Source organism: Tundrisphaera macrotermitis (assembly GCF_051175315.1).
Taxonomy (GTDB): Bacteria; Planctomycetota; Planctomycetia; order Isosphaerales; family Isosphaeraceae; genus Tundrisphaera.
In genome coordinates, this window is the sequence record NZ_CP195100.1 from 3,387,265 (window position 1) to 3,408,984 (window position 21,720).

13 protein-coding genes and 1 tRNA gene are annotated in these 21,720 nt (G+C 69.7%); 5 read left to right on the plus strand and 9 right to left on the minus strand.

Going from position 1 to position 21,720, the window contains the following annotated elements; all coding sequences use genetic code 11:
* Positions 1–11: 11 nt before the first annotated feature.
* The 3 genes from TA3x_RS13695 to TA3x_RS13705 are packed head-to-tail and all read left to right on the plus strand — an operon-like array spanning position 12 to position 3,743.
* Complete coding sequence (locus TA3x_RS13695) at positions 12–1,814, plus strand: aspartate kinase (RefSeq protein WP_435022112.1); 1,803 nt, start codon at positions 12–14, stop codon at positions 1,812–1,814.
* A gap of 42 nt (positions 1,815–1,856) precedes the next feature.
* The gene (locus tag TA3x_RS13700) at positions 1,857–3,116 is read left to right on the plus strand and encodes an argininosuccinate synthase (RefSeq protein WP_435022114.1); all 1,260 of its coding nucleotides are present in this window, start codon (positions 1,857–1,859) and stop codon (positions 3,114–3,116) included.
* A 30-nt stretch (positions 3,117–3,146) separates the two neighbouring features.
* A complete protein-coding gene (locus TA3x_RS13705; RefSeq protein WP_435022116.1) occupies positions 3,147–3,743 on the plus strand; it encodes a Uma2 family endonuclease in 597 nt (198 codons plus the stop codon).
* Positions 3,744–3,758: 15 nt separating this feature from the next.
* Here TA3x_RS13705 and TA3x_RS13710 read toward each other — a convergent pair whose 3' ends face one another.
* Together TA3x_RS13710 and rsmD are read right to left on the minus strand one after the other, a co-directional pair.
* Positions 3,759–5,117 carry a CCA tRNA nucleotidyltransferase gene (locus TA3x_RS13710; protein WP_435022118.1) on the minus strand — a complete coding sequence of 453 codons (1,359 nt, stop codon included), beginning with the start codon at positions 5,115–5,117 and terminating at the stop codon, positions 3,759–3,761.
* Positions 5,104–5,733, minus strand: coding sequence for a 16S rRNA (guanine(966)-N(2))-methyltransferase RsmD (gene rsmD / locus TA3x_RS13715; protein ID WP_435022120.1), 630 nt, complete (start codon positions 5,731–5,733; stop codon positions 5,104–5,106). Before rsmD ends, TA3x_RS13710 begins: the two co-directional genes overlap by 14 nt.
* A gap of 415 nt (positions 5,734–6,148) precedes the next feature.
* Between rsmD and TA3x_RS13720 the strand changes: the two genes are divergently transcribed.
* Positions 6,149–7,957 carry a peptidase MA family metallohydrolase gene (locus TA3x_RS13720; protein ID WP_435022122.1) on the plus strand — a complete coding sequence of 603 codons (1,809 nt, stop codon included), beginning with the start codon at positions 6,149–6,151 and terminating at the stop codon, positions 7,955–7,957.
* Here the strand turns inward: TA3x_RS13720 and TA3x_RS13725 are convergent.
* The 7 genes from TA3x_RS13725 to TA3x_RS13755 all read right to left on the minus strand — a co-directional run bounded on the left by TA3x_RS13725 (position 7,954) and on the right by TA3x_RS13755 (position 19,536).
* Complete coding sequence (locus tag TA3x_RS13725) at positions 7,954–11,337, minus strand: UvrD-helicase domain-containing protein (protein ID WP_435022124.1); 3,384 nt, start codon at positions 11,335–11,337, stop codon at positions 7,954–7,956. The genes TA3x_RS13720 and TA3x_RS13725 overlap by 4 nt on opposite strands.
* Positions 11,334–14,381, minus strand: a complete 3,048-nt coding sequence (locus TA3x_RS13730) for a PD-(D/E)XK nuclease family protein (protein WP_435022362.1) — start codon at positions 14,379–14,381, stop codon at positions 11,334–11,336. The genes TA3x_RS13725 and TA3x_RS13730 overlap by 4 nt, the downstream gene beginning before the upstream one ends.
* Positions 14,338–15,339, minus strand: coding sequence for an undecaprenyl-diphosphate phosphatase (locus tag TA3x_RS13735; protein ID WP_435022126.1), 1,002 nt, complete (start codon positions 15,337–15,339; stop codon positions 14,338–14,340). The genes TA3x_RS13730 and TA3x_RS13735 overlap by 44 nt, the downstream gene beginning before the upstream one ends.
* A gap of 18 nt (positions 15,340–15,357) precedes the next feature.
* Complete coding sequence (gene pgsA / locus TA3x_RS13740; RefSeq protein ID WP_435022128.1) at positions 15,358–15,966, minus strand: CDP-diacylglycerol--glycerol-3-phosphate 3-phosphatidyltransferase; 609 nt, start codon at positions 15,964–15,966, stop codon at positions 15,358–15,360.
* Between the two features lie 33 nt (positions 15,967–15,999).
* Complete coding sequence (gene rimO / locus TA3x_RS13745; protein WP_435022130.1) at positions 16,000–17,436, minus strand: 30S ribosomal protein S12 methylthiotransferase RimO; 1,437 nt, start codon at positions 17,434–17,436, stop codon at positions 16,000–16,002.
* A gap of 179 nt (positions 17,437–17,615) precedes the next feature.
* A tRNA-Arg gene (locus TA3x_RS13750) sits at positions 17,616–17,688 on the minus strand.
* Positions 17,689–17,781: 93 nt separating this feature from the next.
* Entirely contained in the window at positions 17,782–19,536 is a 1,755-nt protein-coding gene (locus TA3x_RS13755; RefSeq protein WP_435022131.1) for an FAD-dependent oxidoreductase, read from the minus strand.
* A gap of 629 nt (positions 19,537–20,165) precedes the next feature.
* Here TA3x_RS13755 and TA3x_RS13760 point away from each other — a divergent pair.
* Positions 20,166–21,560, plus strand: a complete 1,395-nt coding sequence (locus tag TA3x_RS13760; protein WP_435022133.1) for an ammonium transporter — start codon at positions 20,166–20,168, stop codon at positions 21,558–21,560.
* Positions 21,561–21,720: the final 160 nt, after the last annotated feature.

The following is a 21,720-nucleotide window of genomic DNA, read 5'->3' on the forward strand; positions in this document are numbered from 1 at the left end:
AGCGTGGACGAGTGGCCCTTCTGGTTCAGAAATTCGGCGGGACGAGCGTCGCGGATGCTCCCAAGATCCTCGCCGCCGCGCGCCGGGCGATCGCGGCCCATGACCGGGGGGCGAAAGTCCTGGTCGTCGTCTCGGCCCGGGGCCACACGACCGACGAGCTGATCGACCTGGCCCGCGAGATCAACGAACGGCCGCCGGCCCGCGAGATGGACATGCTCCTCTCCACCGGCGAGCAGGTCACCGTGGCCCTGATGGCCATGGCCATCCAGGCCCAGGGCGTGCCGTCGATCAGCTTCACCGGCGCCCAGATCGGCATCGTCACGGACAGCTTCCACACCAAGGCCCGGATCCGCAACATCTCGACGGCGCGGATCTCGCAGGCCCTGGACGAGGGCAAGATCGTCATCGTCGCCGGGTTCCAGGGGGTCGACGACGACTACAACATCACGACCCTCGGCCGGGGCGGGTCGGACACCACCGCCGTGGCCCTGGCCGCCGTCCTGGGCGCCGACGCCTGCGAGATCTACACCGACGTCGACGGGGTCTACACCACCGACCCCCGGGTCTGCACCGAGGCCCGCAAGATGGACCGGATCAGCTTCGACGAGATGCTGGAACTGGCCAGCCTGGGCGCGGGGGTGATGCACTCCCGGTCGATCGAGTTCGCCAAGAAGTACGGCGTGCCGATCCACGTCCGCAGCTCGTTCTCCGACGCCCCGGGGTCGTGGATCGTGAGCGAAGGGGATGCCCGCCGGCTCGGGGTCCGCGTCAGCGGGGCGGCCCTGGCCAAGGACGAGGCCCGGATCACGATCGCCGGCGTGCCCGACCGCCCCGGCGTGGTCCGGACGATCTTCGGGGCGATCGCCGCGGCCAACATCGTCGTGGACATGATCGTCCAGAACATCGCCACCGAGGGCGTCACCGAGGTCAGCTTCACCGTGGCCGGGGGGGACCTGGAGGAGACCCTGGCCGTGGCCCGCGAGGCCGCCGAGGCCGTGGGCGCGACCGGGGCGATCACCCACGACGCCGACGTGGCCAAGGTCTCCGTGGTCGGCCTGGGGATGCGGACCCACACCGGCGTGGCCCGCGAGATGTTCGATGCCCTGGCCGAGGCCGGCATCAACATCCAGATGATCACCACCAGCGAGATCAAGATCAGCGTCCTGGTCGAGCGGTCCCGCTCCGCCGAGGCCCTCCGCGTCGTCCACCGCGCCTTCGAGTTGGAACGGCCGGTCGAGGATCGCCCCCGCGACGCCGACGACGCCACCCCGGACTGGTCGGCCACCCGCGCCTCGCGCCGGCCGCCGGCCACCGAGGACGGCCAGGTCGCCACGCATCCCCCCGGCATGGAAGACCTGGTGATCTCCGGCGTGGAACTCGACGAGGGCCAGGCCCGCGTCACGATCTACGACGTCCCCGACCAGCCGGGCTACGCCGCCAAGGTATTCCGCAAGATCGCGGAGGCCGAGGTTTTCGTGGACATGATCGTCCAGAACGTGAGCACCTCGGGCCACACCCACCTCTCGTTCACCGTCCCCCGCCACGAGGTCCGCCGCGCCACCGAGGCGGCCACCGCCGTCGGGCTGGGCAGCGTCTCGGTCGAGCCGGCCATCGCCAAGCTGGCCGTCCTGGGCGTCGGGATGCGGACCCACACCGGGGTCGCGGCCCGGACCTTCGCGGCCCTGGCCGAGGGGGGGATCAACATCGCCCTGATCAACACGTCCGAGGTCCGGATCAACGTGGCGACCGGCCACGACCGGGGCCAGGAAGGGCTCGAATACCTCCGCAAGACGTTCGACCTCCCCGCCGAGTAACCCGAAACGCCGTTTTCTCCCGTTAGAACGAAGGACTTGCACGTGGCACGCGATAAGGTCGTATTGGCATACAGCGGCGGGCTCGACACCTCGGTCGCCGTCAAGTGGATCAACGAGACGTATGGTCTCGACGTGATCGCCTACACCTGCGACCTGGGGCAGGGGCAGGACATCCAGGCGATCCGCGATAAGGCCCTCCGCACCGGCGCCGTCGAGGCGATCGCCGAGGACGTCCGCAACCTGTTCGTCGACTTCTTCGCGTTCCCCTCGCTGATGGCCGGCGCCCTGTACGAGGGCAAGTACCCGCTCGCCACGGCGCTCGGCCGCCCGCTCATCGCCCAGCTCATGGTCCGCGTGGCCAAGGAGCACGGCGCGGTGGCCGTGGCCCACGGCTGCACCGGCAAGGGGAACGACCAGGTCCGCTTCGACGTCACGTTCCAGACCCTGGCCCCGCACCTCAAGATCATCGCCCCGGTCCGCGAGTGGAAGTGGACCCGGACCCAGGAACTCCAGTACGCGGCCGACCACAACATCGAGGTCGAGGCCACCAAGAAGAGCATCTTCAGCACCGACCAGAACCTCTGGGGCCGCTCGATCGAGGCCGGGATCCTGGAAGACCCCTGGGTCGAACCCCCGCCCGAGACGTTCCAGTGGTCGGTCGACCCCCGCAACGCCCCCGACGAGCCCCAGGAAATCGAGATCGAGTTCGAGCGCGGACGCCCGGTCGCCCTCGACGGCCGGCGGATGGACGGGGCCGAGCTGATCGAGACCCTGAACAAGATCGCCGGCAGCCACGGCGTGGGCCGGGTCGACCACATCGAGAACCGCCTGGTCGGCATCAAGTCTCGCGAGATTTATGAGGCCCCGGCCGCGCTGGTCCTCCACGAGGCCCACCGCGAGATCGAGTTCCTCACGCTCTCCAAGGAAGCCCTCCGGTTCAAGACCCTGGTCAGCCAGCAGTACTCGGACCTGATCTACAACGGCCTCTGGTTCAGTGCCTTGCACCAGGACCTGATGGCCTTCGTGGTGTCCAACCAGCAGTACGTCTCGGGCGTGGCCCGGGTCAAGCTGTTCAAGGGGCACGCCGCGATCTCGGGCCGCAAGAGCGAGCACAGCCTCTATCGCCACGAACTCGCCACCTACGAGGAAGGCGACCAGTACGACGCCTCGGCCGCCCAGGGCTTCATCAAGATCCACGGCCTGTCGCAGACCACCCAGGCCAAGTTCCAGATGCTCAAGGGCCCCGGCGGCCGCGGCCCGCTCGAACTGCCCAGCATCATCCCGCCCGACTCGGGACAGTGATCCGCTGAACCTTCGATGAGGGGACACGACATGGACGCCCGCACCCTGGTTCCTTCCGCACCGTCCGATTTCGAACGCGACGATCGTTGGGATGAAGTCTGGGAGGGCGTTCTTTTCGTGTCTCCAATTCCGAATGTCGAGCATCAACGGATCGGCACGAGGCTTTCCAGAGCCTTCCTGGAGGCCATCGAGGACGATGGGCTTGGGATGGTCTTGCACGGGACGAACGTCAGCGATCGGGGTCAGGGTTGGGTCCAGAATTATCGATGTCCCGACATCGCCGTGTATCTGGTGGGTAACCCCTCTCGCGATTGGAACACCCATTGGGAGGGGGGACCGGATTTCGCCGTCGAGATCGTCAGCCCCGCGGATCGGTCCCGGGAGAAGCTCGACTTCTACGCCAAGGTCGGCGTCCGGGAACTCCTGGTCATCGATCGCAAGCCCTGGAGGCTTGAGTTGTATCGGCTCGGGGACGGTGTCCTGACGTCGGCCGGATCGATCGAGCCGGGTCAGGCCAACCTGCTGGACAGCGAGGTGCTCCCGCTCAAGCTCCGGCTCGATGCGGGCACGCCCCGGCCCACCATCGCGGTGATCCACGATGATGGGCTTCGCCGGTGGACGGTCTGAGCCGGGCCTCGGCGTTCAGGCCGGATCGGCCTGGGGCGTCGTGCCTTCGGAGGCCAGCCAGCGGTCGACCCATTCCAGGGCGTCGCGCTTGCTGTGGATGGTCCGTTCGAGCTGGGCCTCGTAGGCCAGTTCGAGGATCGTCTTGAACCGGGGCCCGGGGCGGAGTCCGTGGCGGGCGAGGTCGTGGCCGGAGAGCAGGGGGGCCGGGTTGATCGGCCCGGTCGGCTGGTCGCGGAGATAGGCCTCGCAGTAGTCGACCTGCGAGGCATCGCCGGTCGAGGCCAGGGCATCGGCGCGGTGCAATGCCAGGAGGTCGGCGATGCCCGGGGCGGACAGGATCCGCTTGAGCTTGGCCTCGCGGAGCTGGGTGGCCTGGCCGAGATACTGGTGATATTCGACCAGCCAGGCGATGTGCTCGCGCTCCGCGTTGGCGAGCTTCAGATCCCGGGCGATCTTCTCGGCGATCGTGCGGCCGACCTGCTCGTGGTTGTGGAACGAAACCTTGCCGTCCGCCCACGCCAGGGTCGAGGGCTTGCCGACGTCGTGGAGCAGCGCCGCGAAGGCTAGGGGGAAGCCGGGATCGGGAGGTAAGAAGTCGAGGACGAGCTTGGTGTGATCCCAGAGGTCGCCGTCGGGCTGGACCGGCTTCCCCTGGAACAGCCCCTTCATCCGGGCCACGGGCGGCAGGATGGCCCGGACCAGGCCCGATTCCATCGCCAGGTCCAGGGCGGCCGACCGCCTCGGGTGGACCATCATCTTGCGCAACTCGTCGGCGATCCGCTCGACGGCCACGACGTGGATCTGCGAGGCCATCGCGACCAGGGCCGACCAGGTCCTCGGCTCGATGGCGAGGCCCAGCCTCGCGGCGAAGCGGACGGCGCGGAGGAGGCGGAGCTTGTCCTCGGCGAACCGCGCCTCGGGGTCGCCGATGGCGCGCAGGACGCGGGCTTCGAGGTCGGCCCGGCCGCCGACATGGTCGATGACCTCGCCGCCGATGGGGTCGTAGAACATCCCGTTGATGGTGAAATCGCGGCGCTCGGCGTCGCGGCGGGGGTCGCCGAACTGGACCGATTCCGGATGCCGGCCGTCGAGGTAGGCCCCGTCGCTCCGGAACGTGGCCACCTCGACCTCGCCCGCCGGGGGCGGGCCGAGCACGCGGACGACCCCGAAGCTGACCCCGACCGGGATCGTCCGGCGAAACAAACCCATCACCTCATCCGGGGTGGCCGAGGTCGCCACGTCGAAATCCGCCGGCATCTCCCCCAGGATCAGGTCGCGGACGCACCCGCCGGCCCAGAGCGCCTCGAAGCCGGCCTGGCGGAGGCGGGACACGACCTCGGTGGCGAAGGCCCGGCGCGATTCATGAGGCGTCATCGGCGGCATCCTGCTGGTCGTCGACCCCTTCGTCCGACGGCGCGTCGTCCTCGGGGACCTCGCCGATGGTCCGGATGGCGACCTGCGTCCCGCCGTAGCGGCGGATGTCCCAGAGTTCCAGGTCCGGCAGGACCTCGGCGTCGAGCTTGCGCCGGGACTCGGCGGCCAGGATCGAGCCGTCGGGCATCGCGGCGGCCAGCCCGGTGATCAGCTTGTTGACCTTCCCGGGATGGTCCTCGTAGTCGGCATAGGGCGGGTCGACGTAGATGGCCACCGGCTGGTCGTCGGCGGGGGCGTAGGACTTGCCCCAGCGATAGGCGTCGGCCATCACCACCGAGGCCCTGTCCTCGTAGTGGAGCGTGGCGATGTTGCGGCGGATCAGGGCCACGTTCTCGCGGTTCTTCTCGACGAAGATGGCCCGCGCGGCCCCCCGGCTCAGGGCCTCCAATCCGATGGCCCCGGTCCCCGCGAACAGGTCGATCACGACCCAGTCCTCGACGACCTCGCCGATGATGTTGAACAACGCCTCGCGGACCAGGTCGCTGGTCGGCCGCGTGGAATGATCCCGGGGCCCGTCGAACTTATGCCCGCGCCGTTGGCCGGCGATGATCCGCATCCTCAAGGCTCCCGCGGGGGACGTCCGGGGCCGGGCCGACGATCTCGACACCACCGCCCTTCGGCCCGACCATCTTATCAAGAGGGATGCGTCGCCGACATCGAAGCTTGCGATCGAGGCCCGTCGATCCGCGGGATTCGCTGGATCCGGCCTTCCCGCGGATCCGATATCCCCATCAGTAGCCCCCCGGATTCGGGATTGACCGTCTTCCGCGATCGGACCATACTGCCGTCGAACCCATCGAATCAGGGTCATGGAATGGCCCCCCGATGGATTCGATCATCATGGACGATCCCCAGGGACGAGGTCGGCCCGCCCGCTTCGCCCGCCCCCGGTCGCCACGGCCTGGGGCGACCACGGCGAATCGCTTTCGTCGAGGACGGCGGCGTTGACCGAAAGCAGGACACGGAACGTCATGCACCGCCCCGCGCTCGCCTGCCTCCTGATCCTGGCCACGTTGGCAGCCTCATCGCCGGCCCGCGGCGACGCGGCCGGTGCCATCGCCGACGCGCGTCGCCAACTGGCCGGGCGCGATGCCATCGCCGCCGCCTCGACCCTCGAAGCCGCGCTCGCGACCGCCGGCGGCGAGAAATCCGCCGTCCTCGACCTGCTGCGCACCGCCTACGCGCAAGCGGCCCAGCAGTGCGAGGCCCAGGGCAAGCCCGGCGAGGCCGAGACGTACCGCGAAGACCTCCGGATCCTGAATCGATCCATCAAGCCGACGGTCCCGCGAGCCCAGTCACCGGCCTCGGAGCCGGCGAAGCCGCCGATCGAGCCGCTCCCGGAGCCGGCGAAGCCGCCGATCGAGCCGCTCCCGGAGGTCCCGCCGTCGCCGGTGCCCGCGGAGTTGCCGCCGCTCCAGGCCCCGGCGCCCACCCCGGAACCAACGTCGATCACCCCCCCGAAGCCGGAGCCCGAGCCCGAGCCGGCCCCGGTGACGAAGCCGGAGCCCGAGCCGGCCCCCGCCCCCGCCCCCGCCACGCTTCCCGAACCGGCGCCGGCCCCCGTTCCATCGGCCTTGCTCCCGCTCCCGGCGCCGACGCCGACCGTGGACCTGGCGACCGCGGACGCGGCCTTCCTGGCCGAGCGGTATGCCGAGGCGGGCCGGCTCTACACCGAGCTGGCCCGGGCCCGGAAGCTCCCCAAGGAACGGAACGACTGCTGGGCCTATTGCCGATCCGTGGCCGTCGCCAAGAGGATCAACGCCCGGCCCACGGACCGGTCCGAGTGGGCGAGCATCGATGCGGAGATCCAGCAGATCCGGAAGCTCGACCCCGAGAACTGGATCGGCGAATACCTCCGGAACCTCGCCGCGGAGCGTCCCGGTGGAAAGAAGGCCGCCGCGTCCGGCTCGACGGTCGTGCGGGCCTCGTCCCCCGAGGAATCGCCGGCCACCAGCCCGCCCACCCGAGCCGCCGCGAATGCCCCGGCCGGGGCCTCCGCCAAGCCGGCCCAGACGATCGGCCGGTGGCAGACCCGCGAGTCCACGAACTTCCGGATCTACCACGTCGACCCCGCGCTCGCGGCCAAGGTGGCCCAGATCGCCGAGACCACACGCGTCCGCCAGACCAAGTTCTGGACCGGGGCCGAGCCTCAGGCCGCGTGGATGCCGAAGTGCGAAATCTACCTCTATCCCAACGGCAAGATCTACGGCCAGATGACCGGGCAGCCCGAGGATTCCCCCGGGTTCTCGACCATGGGGATGAACGAGGGGAAGCTGATCGGCCGGCGCGTGAACGTCCGGGTCGATCACCCCACGGCATTGACGGCCGTCCTCCCCCACGAGGTCACCCACGTCATCCTGGCCGATTTCTTCACCACCCAGCAGATCCCGCGCTGGGCCGACGAAGGGATGGCGGTGCTCTCTGAGCCGGCGGACGAGCAGAGGCGCCGGGCCGCCGACCTGTCCGAACCCCTCGCCGCCGACCGCCTGTTCCCGATCGCCAACCTGATGACGATGGATTACCCCGAGAGCCAGTACTGGAACCTCTACTACGCCCAGAGCGTCTCGCTGACGCGGTTCCTGGTCGAGACCGGCTCCTCCAAGCTGCTCCTCAAATACCTCCAGGCGGCCCAGGCGGGCGACCCGGAAGAGGAGCTGCGTAAGCACTACAAGATCGACGGGTATGCCGACCTCCAGAGCCGCTGGGTCGAGTATGCCCGGAAGAACGCTTCCCCGGCCCTGGCGACGCCCGCGCCGAAGCCCGACCTCCGGGTCCGCTAAAGGGTTCCGGACGCCTGGATCGCCCGGATCGCGTCGGCGATCTCCGCCGGGTCGAAGGGGCCGTCCTCGACGGTCGCCGCCCCGTCGCCGAGTCGCACTCGGCGGAGCCGGACGGGGATCTCGGGCTTCCGCTCGCGGGCGACCTCGGCGGAGACCAGATGCCGGAGCCGCTCGCGGGGCCCGTCCGCGCCCGGGCCGCTGACCTGGATCACGGTCATCCCGCTGCCCGGTTCGTCGAAGGCATAATCCCCGGTCCCCGAGAGGACCAATGGGTTCGACTCGAACGGCCAGGCGATCGTCCAGGAATACCCCCGGATCACGTAGGGGGAATGGGTGGCGTCGCGGGTCGCGGCCTTCCAGGCGGGCAGGGCCAGCCAATCCAGGACCTCGGCGACGAGCGAGGCGGGGGCGACCGGATCCTGGAGCCGGGCGGCACGGGCCGCGACCTTCGGCAGGGCGGCCAGGTCGAGCGACCGTGACTCGGCCAGGATCGTCCGCAGCAGCCGGTCGCGTCGGCCGGCCCGCGACGAGAGGCCCCAGGCCGGGTCGAGGTCGAGGGACGGCGGGGTCGGCGCGATCCGGGGCGGGGGCTCCGGGCACGGGCCGGCGATCGTCTCGCGGATCACGCGGGCCACGTCGAGCAGCCGGGGCTGGCGGCGGCGCGGCAGCAACCGCTGGGCTGGGTCCGGCCGGTCGGAGGCGATCACCTCGACCCGGGGCGCGACGAGCCCGTCGGGCAACTGGCCGAGGAACCGGCCGGTGGTACGCTCGAATCGGCGATCGATCAGGCGGAGGGCCGGCGAGGTGGCGGGCTTCGCCGGGTCGCTGGCCGAGGAGAGCAGGAGGAAGTCCCGGGCGCGGGTGGTAGCCACGTAGAGCAGGCGGAGCGCCTCGTCGTCGTCGGCCTGGCGCTCCAGGTGGCGATGGAGGGTCCAGCCCAGGCTGCCCCCCGACTCCTCGGCGTCGTCCGGCCCGGCGGCCTCGGCGACCGGGTTGACCAGCGGCCCGAGGGTGGCGTCGAAGGCCACCCGCTTGAGGTCGCCGGGGCGTTTGCGGTCGAGGTCGGGGATCACCACGATCGGGAATTCGAGCCCCTTGGCCTGGTGGATCGACATCAGGCGGACGATCTCGCCCGCCTCGTCGGTCGTCGCGGCCTGATTCTCCTTGGTTGCCATCCGCATATCCGCGCGGAGGCGGGCCACGAAGTCGGCCAGGGTGAACCCGCCCTGCTCGTCGAAGGCTCGGGCCATCCGCGCCAGCTTCCGGGCGTTGGCCCGCTTGCGGTCGCCCAGGGCCTCGCCCAGCAGGGCGGCCTCGTAGCCCGACTCGTCGAGGATCATCTCCACCAGCCCGGCGATCGGCGTCCGATCCTTGATTGCGCGCCAGCGGTCGAGGAGTTCCCGCGCCCGCTCGACCCGGGGCCGGTCGGGCGGGGAGAGCCGTTCGAGCCATTCGCCCCGGGCGGCGGCCAGTCCGGCATGGGGGGCGCCGGGCGTCTCCTGGACGAGCCAGAACAGGGAGTCGTCGCTGAGGGAGAACGCCGGGCTCCGCAACGCCCCGGCCATGGCCACGGCGTCGAGCGGGTCCTCGACGGCGGTGAGCAGGTTGATCACGTCGGAGACTTCTTGCTGAGCGAAGAAGCCCGAGCCGCCCACGACGTGGTAGTCCAGCCCCGCCTCGGCCAGGGCCGTCTCGTAGGCCGAGGCGTCGGACAGGGATCGGAACAGGATGGCGACATCGCCGGCCGTGGCGGGGCGGGGGATCCCACCCGGCCCCCGGACCGTCCACCCGGCGTCGAGTCGGTCGCGGAGATATTCGGCGATCCGGCGGGCCTCCTCGCGGCGCCGGGCCGTGGCGTCGGCCTTCTCGGTCGTCCCCTTCGGCTCGGCCGGGGCGGGATCCCAAAGGAAGCCGACGGCGGGCGGGCCTCCCTCAAAGTCGGGGCGGCCCCCGCCGGGCTGGAGCGCCGCGTCGGCCTCTTCGAACGTGTCGGCGAACAGGGCGTTGACGAAGTCGAGGATGCCCGGCACGCTCCGGAAATTCTCGGTCAGGCTCCGCCGGCCCTCGGCCGGGAACTCGGATCGGTATTCGATGAACAGCCCCGGACGGGCCCCCCGGAAGCGATAGATCGACTGCTTGAAGTCGCCCACCAGAAACATCCGCCCGTCCCCCAGGCCCGGCCCGGCCAGGTGGCGGAGGATGTCCGACTGCACCGGGTCGGTGTCCTGGAACTCGTCGACGAGCATCAGGTCGATCGACCCGTTCAGGTCGGCGCGGACGCTCTCGGGATGCTCGGCCAGGAGCCGGCGGGTCAGCAGCAGGAGGTCGTCGTTGTCCAGACCGCCCCGACGCTGCTTGGCCCGGTCGTAGGCATCCCGGGCGTGGACGACCAGGCGGGCGAACTGGACCCCCTGCCGCGCCGCGACCAGGGACGTCGACTCGTCCCAGACGAAGGCTTCCAGGAGCTTGTCGATCTCGTCGCGGATCTTCTTGAAATGATCGCCGACCGCGGCCTTCACCTCGTCCGAAGGCCAGGTCCCCTTGGCGCTCAATCCGGTCATCTTGGCGAGTTCGCGGATCGCGGCGAGGGCCGCCTCGGTCGATTCGGACCGCGTCTTCAGCAGGGCGAAAGCATCTTCGAGCCGGGCTACCCGTTCGATCGCCTTGGGATGGGCCAGGCCCGCCGAGGCGAGCAGGTCCCGGCAGGGCCGGCACTTCTTCTCGAAATCGACCAGGAGTTGCGGGCGGACCGTCTCCGTCCAGGTGGCCACCCATTCGATCAGGACATCCTCGGGCTCGCGGGCCGCCCAGGCCGGGAGGTCACCGGCCGATCGGTTGGCCAGCAGCTCGTCGAGGGCCTTGACGACGATCCCCAGGCCGAATTCCACGGCCAGCTCGATCAGGTCGGGGTCGCGATCGGCCAGCCTTTCGCGGAGCGCCAGATTCAGCGCCTCGTCGCGGATCGCCATCGCGATCGGCTCGTCGAGGACCGCGAAGCCGGGGTCGACCCCCGCCGCGATCGCGTGGCGGCGGAGGATCTCGCCGCAGAACGAGTGGAAGGTGCCGATCCGGGCGGCTTCCAGCCCGCGCAGGATCGACCGCCAGCGGTCCGGGTCGCCGTGGCCCGATTCGAGCCGGGCCCGGCACTCGGCGCGGATCCGGTCCCGCAATTCGCGGGCGGCCTTATTGGTGAACGTCAGGGCGACCACCCGCCCCAGGGCGATCGGCTCCGGCCCACCCACGGCGCGGACGAACCGCTCGGTCAGCACCGTCGTCTTGCCGCAGCCCGCCCCGGCGCTCAGGGCCACGCTCGCCCGATCCACATCCAGCGCCTCGGCCTGCTGGCGGGTCAACCTCGGCCCGGTCCGCGTCTCGCTCATCCGACTCGCCCTCCCAGCAAGGGCATCTCGGTCCAGATCTTGCCCGCCCGGCGGACCTGGGAGACCCGGCACATGGCCTGGAAGTCGCAATACTTGTTGCAGTCCTTCTTCCGCGAATCGATCGGGAATCGGCCGCCGCGGAGCTTCGCGACGATCTCCTGGACGAACGCGATCAGGTCGGAGCGATAGCCGTCCCAGTCGTCGAGCTTCACCCGGCTGAACCCCTCCTTGTGGAGGCTCCAGTAGCCCACGTCGAGCAACGGGTGGTCCCCGCCGGGCAGGATGAGCTGCTCCACGGCCAGGGCGTAGAGCGGGAGTTGCGAGGCTTGCCCGCTCAGGACGTCGGCCTTGCTCGGGTTCGAGCCGGTCTTGTAGTCGATCACGCGGAACCCGGTCCGGCCGTCCGACTGGACCAGGTCGATGCGGTCGATGACCCCCTGGAACCGGACGGCCGAGTCGCCCTCGCCGATCGTCAGGTGGTCGAGCGAATCCGGCTTGTCGGGCTGCCCGAACCGCACCTCGAACTTGTGGGGGGACGGCGTCCCGCCCCTCTCCACGTAGGTGCGGAACTGGGCATGGTAGCGGCCGAGGATCTTCCGGGTTCGGAGCGAGCCGATCTCCCGGAGCACCAGCGACACGTCGCCCGCCGCCCCGTCGAACTGGTCCAGCTCGACCTGCATCTCCGAGCGGATCAGCTCGTCGAGCCGATCGACCAGATTGACGTCGGATTCGGACGCCATGAGGAGGTGGATGGTTTCGAGGATGCGGTGGACGTCGCTCCCCCGGCCGGCGTAGTCCTCATCGAGTTCGCGCCGCTCATCCACGGGCTTCAGCCCCAGGACGTAGCGGAGGAAGAACTGGAACGGGCAGAGCGCGAACGTTTCGAGCTGGCTGGCGCTGAACGGGTGGGACGGGCCGAACTTCTCGCGGATCTTGGCGATCGCGGCCGGGTTGGCGAGCAGGCCGTCGAACGAGCTGAAGGCCCGGTCGTGGTGCCGTTCCTGGGCGACCTCCAGCGCCGAGGCCGTCCCTTCCAGGGCGCGGCCGTGCCCGGGGACACGCGCGACCCGGCGCACCGCGTCGAAATCATCGTCCCGGAAGGCCCGGGCGACCGCCAGGACGCGGGCATCAGTGGGCGCGACGGCTAGGTCGTCGTGGCCCAGCAGGACGGGGTCGAAGCGTTGGTGGATCTCGACCACCGGGGCCGCGTAGCCGCCGTCGAGCCGGCGCACCACGTCGTCGAGGAAGCCGGCGGGAAGGAGCCGCTCGCCATTGAGGTCTGTGGTCGGGTAGGCCAGGATCAGCCGCTCGTCGGCCATCCCGGCCACCCGCAGGAACCGGAGCATCTCGCGGCCGTAGGCCGTGGCCTCGGGCGGCGTCTCGTCTTCGAAAAATTCCTCGACGGGATCCGGTTCCCCTGCCCCGGCCGGGGCGTCCGGGGTGGCCGGCCCGAGGTCGATGGCGTCGGCCGAGGGGAAGGTGCGTTCCGCCAGGTTGGCCAGGATCACCACCCGGACGCGGGCCCCGTCGGCCGACCCGACCGGCTCGATCCGGATCGTGCCCGGGGCGGGGGGGGCGGCGTCGATCACCTGTTCGGTGACGATCGCGTCGACCTCATCGGCGAATTCGGCCCAGGACCAGGGCTGATCCGCGACCGAGGGGCCGAGCCCTTCGCGGACCCATCGGGCATCGTCGAGGGCATCCCAGAGCGGGTCGAGGTCGGGCCCGAGCAGGCCCAGGCCGCCCGCCAGGCGTCGCAGACGACCGTCCTGGACCCGCCAGGGGCCGGTGCGGGCCAGGGGATCGATCAGGGTTGAGAGCCGCTCGACCAGCGCCCGGGCTTCCTTCGCGCCGGGGCGTTCGGCCGCGCCGGGGGAGGGCCGCTCCAGGGCGCGGAGGAGCATGGCCCGATCGCGGAAGACCCGGGTCGCCCGGATCGCCGAGGCGGCCTCGAACCGGGCGAAGGCGGATGCCTCCGCGTCGCCCCAGTCGATCCGGCCGTTGCGGAGCAGGCGGGACAGGCTCGCCATGTCCCAACCCTCAACGGGCAGCCGCATGGCCCTCCGCAACGCGGCCAGGGCGGGGACCGCCGCCAGGCGGGCGACCGGCGGGTCGGCCGCGGGCAGCCCCCACGATCGCAGCGTCGATCGGATCAGCTCGGCGTCGGAGTCGGGCCGAGGGACGAGGATCAGGATCTGGTCGGGCTCCACGCCGCGTTCCAACTCGGCCCGGACCTGGCGGGCGACCAGCAAGGCCAGCCCCTCCCCGCGCGGGCCTCCCAGGATCCGCAGCCCGCTGTCCGGGCCGAGCCGGACCTTCGGGCGGGCATGGGCGTCGGGCCGGAACACCTCCAGCTCGATGGTCTTGAGCCCGGCCGGGCGGAACCAGTCCTGGTGGGCCGTCGCCTCCTGGAAGCCCCAATCGAGGAACCGTTGCCGGGACGACGCCGGGCCTGCGTAGGGCTCGACCATCGTCGGCTCGTCGGAATAGGGGAGGAGGACCAGCATCCCCTTGGCGACCTTCTGGCAGTGGTCGAGCACGCGCCAGCCGGCGCGGCCGGGATCGACCGGGTCGAGCACCACCACCATGCCTGGCTTCCGCAGTCCGGGGGGAGCCGATCGCGCGATCTCGCGCGAGGCCCAGGCCGCCCATCCGGCCCGGTCGACGGCTTCGAGGTCGGCCAGGACGCCCCGATAATGGCCGTAGAGGTGCCACTCGTCCCGCCCGGTCGCCGAGTCCTCGACCGGCGGCGCGGCCGGCGATCGCTCCAGCCGGCCCCAGCCCGCGAATCGATCGAGGAGCTGGCGGCGATAGCCGGCGAAGGACAGGGACCGCCCGATCGCGGCGAGTCCGCCGTCGGCCCGGCAGCGCTCGATGGCCTCGGCCAGGACGGCCCGGAGCCCGGCGTCCGAGAGCCGGGCCGGGGGCTCGGCATGGGCCAGGGCCATCGCCTTCCAGGCGTCGTCCCAGCACCAGACGCGGTGGCGGGTGATCGCGCCCTTAGCGGCGATCGCCAACGAGCGGGACACCTGATCGCGGGCCATCGGCGAGGGGACCAGCCAGAGCGTGGACGTCTCCCGCGCCGCCCGCTCGATCACCGCCGAGCGCGGGTCCACCCCGCAGGGGCCGGTCCAGAGCGTGCGAAGGCCGGGCATCGGTGCCGCCTTTCCCGAGCGAATCCGTTGCGATCAGGGCGATCCCCAATGCGATCAGGTATACAGAAAAATACCATAGCCGACCGAGTTGGACAAGCCGAACCAGCCAGGTGATCGCCAGGTAGCCGATCACGCCCGCCAACGCGGCCGAGGCAATGATCTGGGCGACCCGGTCGGGGGTCATGGTGGCCGGGTCGACCTTGAGGATCTCGAACGCGGTGGCCCCCAGTATCGCCGGCACGGCGATCAGGAGGCTGAACCCCACGGCCCAGGTGCGGCTGAAGCCCAGGGCTAGCGCCGCGGTGATCGTCATGCCGCTCCGGCTGACGCCGGGCAGGGGGGCGAGCATCTGGGCGATCCCCACCAGCAGGGCGTCCAGCCAGGTCATCTCATTCGGGCCCTTGGATGCCCCTTTGAGCCGAGCATTCACCAGCAGGACGGCCGCCGTGATCAGGAAGCCGACCCCGGTGGCCGTGAGGCTGTGGAAGGCGTTCTCGATCAGATCCATGAAGAAAAGCTTGAGCGGGATCAGCGGCAGCGTCGCGATCACCGCCAGGATGCCGACCCGGATCACCGCCGATCTCCGGGACGAAGCGGGGACCTCCTCCGATCCCAACAAGCCCCGGGCACCCTCGATGGCGACGGAGCGATAGTGGAACACGATGGCCAGCAAGGTCCCGACGTGGAGCATCACATCGAAGAAGATCTTGTCGGCTTCCGTCTGCCGGCGTCCGGTCAATCGTTCGAACAGGTGCTGAATCGTGTTCAGGTGGCCGTCGCTGGAGATCGGCAAGAATTCGGTCAGGCCCTGCACCACGCCGAGCACCAGGGATTCGATCCAGTCCATGAAGCCTCGGCAATAACGTCAGGGGAGCGTGGACGGGGACCGATCACGAAATCGGGGGATGGCCAGCATCACATAGCCGAGGCCGCTGTAGACCGTAAGCGCGACCGCCGTCCAGGTCACCACGTCGCGGGCCAGGAGCCAGGGGGCGGTTGGCCGGAGGCTGAGCGACATCAGGATGGCTGAGATCGAGAGGCACTGGACGACCGTCTTGAGCTTGCCGGCCATCTGGGCCCCGAACGCCTGACCGCCCCCTTCGAGGTGGCTCCGCAGCCCCTGGATCAGCAGCTCCCGGATCACGATCGTCGAGACGATCCAGGGGCCGAGCCCGGTGTCGGCCCGGACGCTCATCAGGAAGATGAACACGCCGCAGATCAGGACCTTGTCGACCAGCGGGTCGAGCTGGCGGCCGAGGACCGTGCCCTGGCCGAGCCGGCGGGCGACGTATCCGTCGAAGGCGTCGGTGATGGCCGCGATCGCGAAGACGATCAGGGCCGCCCAGTACCACTGGGCGCCGACTAGGGCGAAGACCACCCAGGCCAGCGCCAGGCGGCTGAGGGTCAGGAGGTTGGGGATGTTGAACACATGCTCCGGCCGGGCCGCTTGGCGGGGTTCGGGAGGTGCTATCATCGTCGACCATCCTCCGGTCGGGGCGGTTCGGCGTCAGTTCAGGATGGTGAACGGAGAGCCCGGCTTGCGCCTCGGGCGCGGCCGCGTCTTGCGGCGGCGCGGCGGGGCGGCGGCGTCCGGCTTGCCGACCAGGTCATACCCTTCGGCGGCCACGATCGTGCAGCGGACCAGGTCGCCCGGCTCCAGGTGCGAGCCGGGGACGTAGACCAGCCCGTCGACGTCGGGTGCGTCGGCATAGGAACGGCCGACCTTCAGGTCGCCCCGGTCCGAGCCCTCGGCATCGCCGTCGATCAAGATGTCCAGGGTCTTTCCGACCAGGCTCTGGTTGAACTCGAAGGCGATCGGCTGCTGGGCCGCCATGATCCGGTCGCGGCGCTCGGCCTTGACCTCGTCGGGCAGGTGGCCGGGCAGGCGGGCGGCCGGAGTGTCGGGCTCCAGCGAGTAGGGGAACACCCCAAGCCGCTCGAACCGCTTCTCCTCGACGAAGTGGAGCAGGTCCTCGAACTCCGCCTGGGTCTCGCCCGGGAAGCCGACGATGAACGTGGTCCGGAGGACGAGGTTGGGCACGGTCGAACGGAGCCGCGTCAGGATCGCCTCGGTCTCTGTCAGGGTGTGACGGCGATTCATCAGCTTCAGCATCCGGTCGTTGGCATGCTGGATTGGCATGTCGAGGTACGGGATGACCTTGGAGCAAGTGGCGAGGGCGTCGTACAGCTCGTCCGTGAAGTAGTTCGGATAGTTGTAGAGGACGCGGACCCACTCGATCCCCTCGACCTCCTCCAGGGCCCGCAGCAGGTCCGCGAGCCGGGGGCGGCCGTAGAGGTCGAGGCCGTAGTAGGTCATGTCCTGGGCGACGAGGTTCAGCTCGCGGACGCCGTCGGCGGCCAGTTCGCGGGCCTCCTCGACGACCTTTTCGATCGGCTTGGTGACGTGCTTGCCCCGCATGTAGGGGATCGCGCAGAACGTGCAGAGCCGGTCGCAGCCCTCTGACACCTTCAAGTAGGCCAGGTGGCGCGGGGTGATCCGGAGCCGGGCACGGTCGTCCTGGGCCTGGACTGGGGCCGGGCGGAAGATCGACCGTTGCTCGTGGAGGTCGCCCATGATCCGGTCGGCGGCGCGGCTGATCTCCTCGCGGCCGAACACGCCGATGATCTGGTCGACGTCGGGGACCTCGTCCAGGAGCATCTCGCGCTGGCGCTCGGCCAGGCACCCGGCGACGATCACGCCCTTGATGTCCCCGGCCTTCTTGCGGTCGAGCATCTCGCGGATGACGCCCAGCGACTCCTGGCGGGCGGCGTCGATAAACCCGCAGGTGTTGATGATGACCAGGTCGGCGTTGCCGGCGTCGGGCACCAGGGCGTAGCCATCTTGGGACAGGAGCCCGAGCATCCGCTCGGAATCGACCAGGTTCTTCGGGCATCCCAGGCTGACGAACGAGAACGTCGCCTTCCGGGCGGGATCTTGGGTCATGGGGTCCACGGGCGGGGTTTCGAGGTGCGGGGGAGTTTCCCCGAGCATCCCGGGATGGTCCTCGGGCCCGTCGGGGAGATCCAACATGACGTCGGCGAACACGGAGGGATCACAGGACAACGGCCATCAAGCGTCGATCCATTTGCGATCGTCCATCCCGATCGAGGCGATGGAAAAAATGCGCCCGGTAGGATTCGAACCTACAACCTTCGGATTCGAAGTCCGCGACTCTATCCGTTGAGCTACGGGCGCCTGGTCTGCATCACTATAGCGGGGACCCCCTCCTCGGGACAAGTCACCCGCTCTTGGTGCGACCAGAACTTCAGGTCGAGGGGCGGACGGACATCAGAGTTCCGTCGCCTCGTCGGGAGTGGGATAGACCTTGCCGTCGATCGTCCAGTCGATCGGGGTCTTGGCCCGGACCAGGGCCTGGATCTCCCCGATGCGTCCGAACGCGGCCCGGCTGTCGAGGTTCTCGCGGGCCATGAACGCGGCGATCACCCCGGAGGCGGTCCCGGTCGACCATTCGATCGGATGCAGACGGGTGGCGGAATTGGCCATGAAGCTTTGGGCCATGGTCTTGCCGGCCACCATCATGTTGCCGTACCGCTCGTTGGTCAGCGCCCGGAACGGGATGCAGAAGGGGAGCGTGTCGTTGTGGGCGTGGACGTAGGAAGGGAAGTCGCACCCGGTCACCGGGTGGATGTCGGCCGGGTAGGCCCCCAGGGCGATCCGATCCTTGAACCGCTTGCCGGTCAGGTTCGCCACCGGGCCTTCGAGGTCGGAGATCTTGAGGATGAAGCCATCCAGCCCGATCGATCGCCGGGTGTCGCGGATGTAGGGGAGCTTGGCCAGGCCGTGACCGGTGCCGAGCAGGCCCCGATCCAGGGTCACCTGGCCCGGGACGAACGGGGCCGGGACGTGTTCCTTCAACCAGTAGTGCCAGCCCAGGGCCCTCTGCTCGGCCCCGGCGAGCACGGCGCGATTGAGCCCGCCCTTCCAGTCCTTCGCCTCGGCGGCCGCCGCGGAGCGGGGGGGGAACAGGTAGCCGAACGGATAGTCGTTGCCCCCCTCCTTCATGCGGTCCGAGTAGCCCCAGTTCTGGAGGCTCAGGTCCCCCACGGCCGGGCCGGCCTCCTTCCCCTTGAGCCGGCGATAGGTCCAGATGTGGGCCCAGGGGTCTTTCTGCTCCGGCTTCAGGGCGAAGCCGAGTTTCTCGACGCCCTTCGGGCCGGGCGGTTCGTCCACCGGGGTCGGGTTGAGGCGTTGGATGAAATCGAACACCGTGGCCTGGCCGCAGGTGTCGTCCCCCTCGCGGCCGCCGTCGACGGCCTCGACACCCTGGAGATAGGGGGCACCGGACAGGGCGAGGACCTCGCCCCACTCGGTCGCTTCCAGGAAGACGGTCCGGTGGCCGGGCCGATCGTCGGCGCGGAAGGTCAGGAGGACCTTGTCGAACCGGTCGGAGGGCTCGGGGCTGTACCAGTCGTCGAGGTCGAGCGAGAGGAGTCGGTCATACCCGCCCCAGGCCACGCCGGGCCGGGGGATACGCCGGATCGCGTGGATCGCGGTGATTCGCCCTGATGCGGCGTCGGCCTCCACCGACTTGATGACCGCCTCCCGGAACACCACGAGCTTATCGCCCCGGGCCTTCTCCCGCGGCAGAAGCTGGGCGTCCAGGAATTTCTTCGGCTCGAAGCAGTACTGGCTGACCCAGCCCCGGCCCGGGTTGCCGGTGGCGTCCAGCATGGCGCGGAAGTCGGGCGTCATGTTGGCCCGATCGCGGGCGATCGTGGCGACGTTCAGGACCTTCTTCATTTTGGGATCGGTGATCTTGTGCCAGGCCTCGTCGATGGCCGGCACGGCCGAGGCGGTGATCTGCCCCCCCACCCAGTCGGTCGGCTCGATCAGCGCGGTCCGGGCCCCGGAGTCGGCCGAGGCCAATGCTGCGGCGAAGGCGGCGGTGGTCCCCCCGGCGATCACGACGTCGAAGTCACCATGCGTCTCGCGGGGCGGCGGCTCGACCGAGCGGGCGGTGAGGGCGAAGAGATGCAGGATCCCAAAAAGGGCAGGCGCGTAACTCCATCGGCGGAATGTCATGGAACCTCAACCATAAAAAAACCAGGGATGGGCAGCCCGAGGGGCTGCTTCGATTCGCGGAGGGGGTAATTAAGACTATGGACCCCGGCCCGCGACTTCAACCGGCCAACCCCCGCGTCCAATTTGCGGTTGACACGTTCAAATGATCTTCGCCGGTTCCCATCTTGCAATCCCCAAAAATCCGGTCATAGTATCGGGATCACGAATCGTGGCCCCGCGGCCGTATTGGTAAAACCGATGCGAGGTCAGTCCGACCTCGCCGGATTTCACCTCCCCGGATGCGGCACGATTCGCGGGCTCGATCGCACGACCACCGCACGAGTTGGGGCTGGCCCTTTCCCGCCCCAAGGCCAAGGCCCGGTCCACGGCCCTGGACTCGTCGGGTCCGGTCGCGGGGCATCCCCGGATCCTCGGGCGATCCCCGCTCCCGGCGCTTCCACGGCCCCCTTCCTGCGGGCCGGGCGGGCCGACGCGATCCGGCCTGTCGACGAACCTCTCCCGTCCCGTCCTCGAACTTCAACCCTCGCCCCGATGGCTGCCTCCTCGCGCGGAACCGCCCCGGTCAATGCCCCGAGTGGAACCCGACGCGTCGACGACAGCCGCCTTCCTCCCTCAGGTGGCCCAACCCCATGAAACGTGCGACCCCCATTCCGTTCATCCTTCTCACCGTCGTCGCCGTCCTCGCCCTCTGCCCGGCCTTCTACCCGAAGCCGCAACCGGCCCCGGCCGGCGATGCGATCGTCGCGGGGGATGTTGCCTGGATGCTCACGGCCTCGGCGCTCGTGCTGTTGATGACCCCGGGCCTGTCGTTCTTCTATGGCGGGATGGTCGGATTCAAGAACGTCGTGTCGACGATGCTCCAGAGCGTCGTGGCCCTGGGCGTGATCAGCATCCTCTGGGTCATGGTCGGCTTCAGCCTGGCCTTCGGCGATGACGTCAAGGGGCTGGGGCTGATCGGCAATCCGTTCACGTACATGTTCCTGGACGGGGTCGGCGAGGCCACCAGCTCCAAGCTGCCGATGACGATCCCCCTGATCGTGTTCGCGATGTTCCAGCTCAAGTTCGCGATTATCACCCCGGCGCTGATCACCGGGTCGTTCGCCGAGCGGGTGCGGTTCTCCGGCTACCTCCTGTTCATGGTCCTGTTCAGCCTGTTCATCTACGCCCCGCTCGCCCACATGACCTGGCACCCCGAGGGGCTGTTCATGAAGTGGGGCGTGCTGGACTTCGCCGGCGGCACCGTGGTCCACATGTCGGCCGGCTGGGCCGCCCTGGCGGGCGCCATGCTGCTGGGCCGCCGCAAGAGCCACGTGGCCCGCGAGGAGCACACCCCGGCCAACGTCCCGTTCGTCCTGCTGGGCACCGGGATGCTGTGGTTCGGCTGGTTCGGCTTCAACGCCGGCTCGGCCCTGGCGGCCAACGGCACCGCGGCGATGGCCTTCGCCACGACCAACACGGCCTCGGCCGCGGCCATGCTCGGCTGGATGTTCTTCGACTGGATGATGGGCAAGAAGCCGTCGGCCCTGGGGGCCTGCATCGGCGCCGTGGTCGGCCTGGTGGCCATCACCCCGGCGGCCGGCTTCGTCACGGTCCGCGAGAGCATCATGATCGGCCTGGCGGCCAGCGTGATCAGCAACATCGCCGTCCACCTCCGCACCAAGTCCACCCTGGATGACACGCTCGACGTCTTCCCCTGCCACGGCGTGGGCGGGATGGTCGGGATGATCGCCACGGCCCTGTTCGCCTCCCAGGCCAAGGGCGGGCTGTTCCACGGCGGCGGCATCGAACTGATCAAGAACCACATGATCGCGATGGTGATCGTGTCGGTCTATGCGTTCGTCGGCTCGATTGTCCTCTACAAGGTCACCGACATGATCATCCGGCTCCGCGTCACCGACGAGCAGGAGATCACCGGGCTGGACCTCAGCCAGCACGGCGAGACCGCCCTGGGCGCCGACCTCTTCGGCACCCCGAGCAACGGCGTCTACGAGCACGCCGGCGAACTCGTCGGCTCCGGCGTCTGATCCCGGGATCCGGCACGCGAGCGGCCCCGCCCTTGCAAGCGGCGGGCCGTTCGCTTAACATGCTCTGCTTGGCTTGCTCGTCCCGATCATCGTCCCGTCGCCCGGGATGCTGGTCGGGATGTTTCGTCCATGATGCGATCGAGCCCGTGACAGGTCGAGG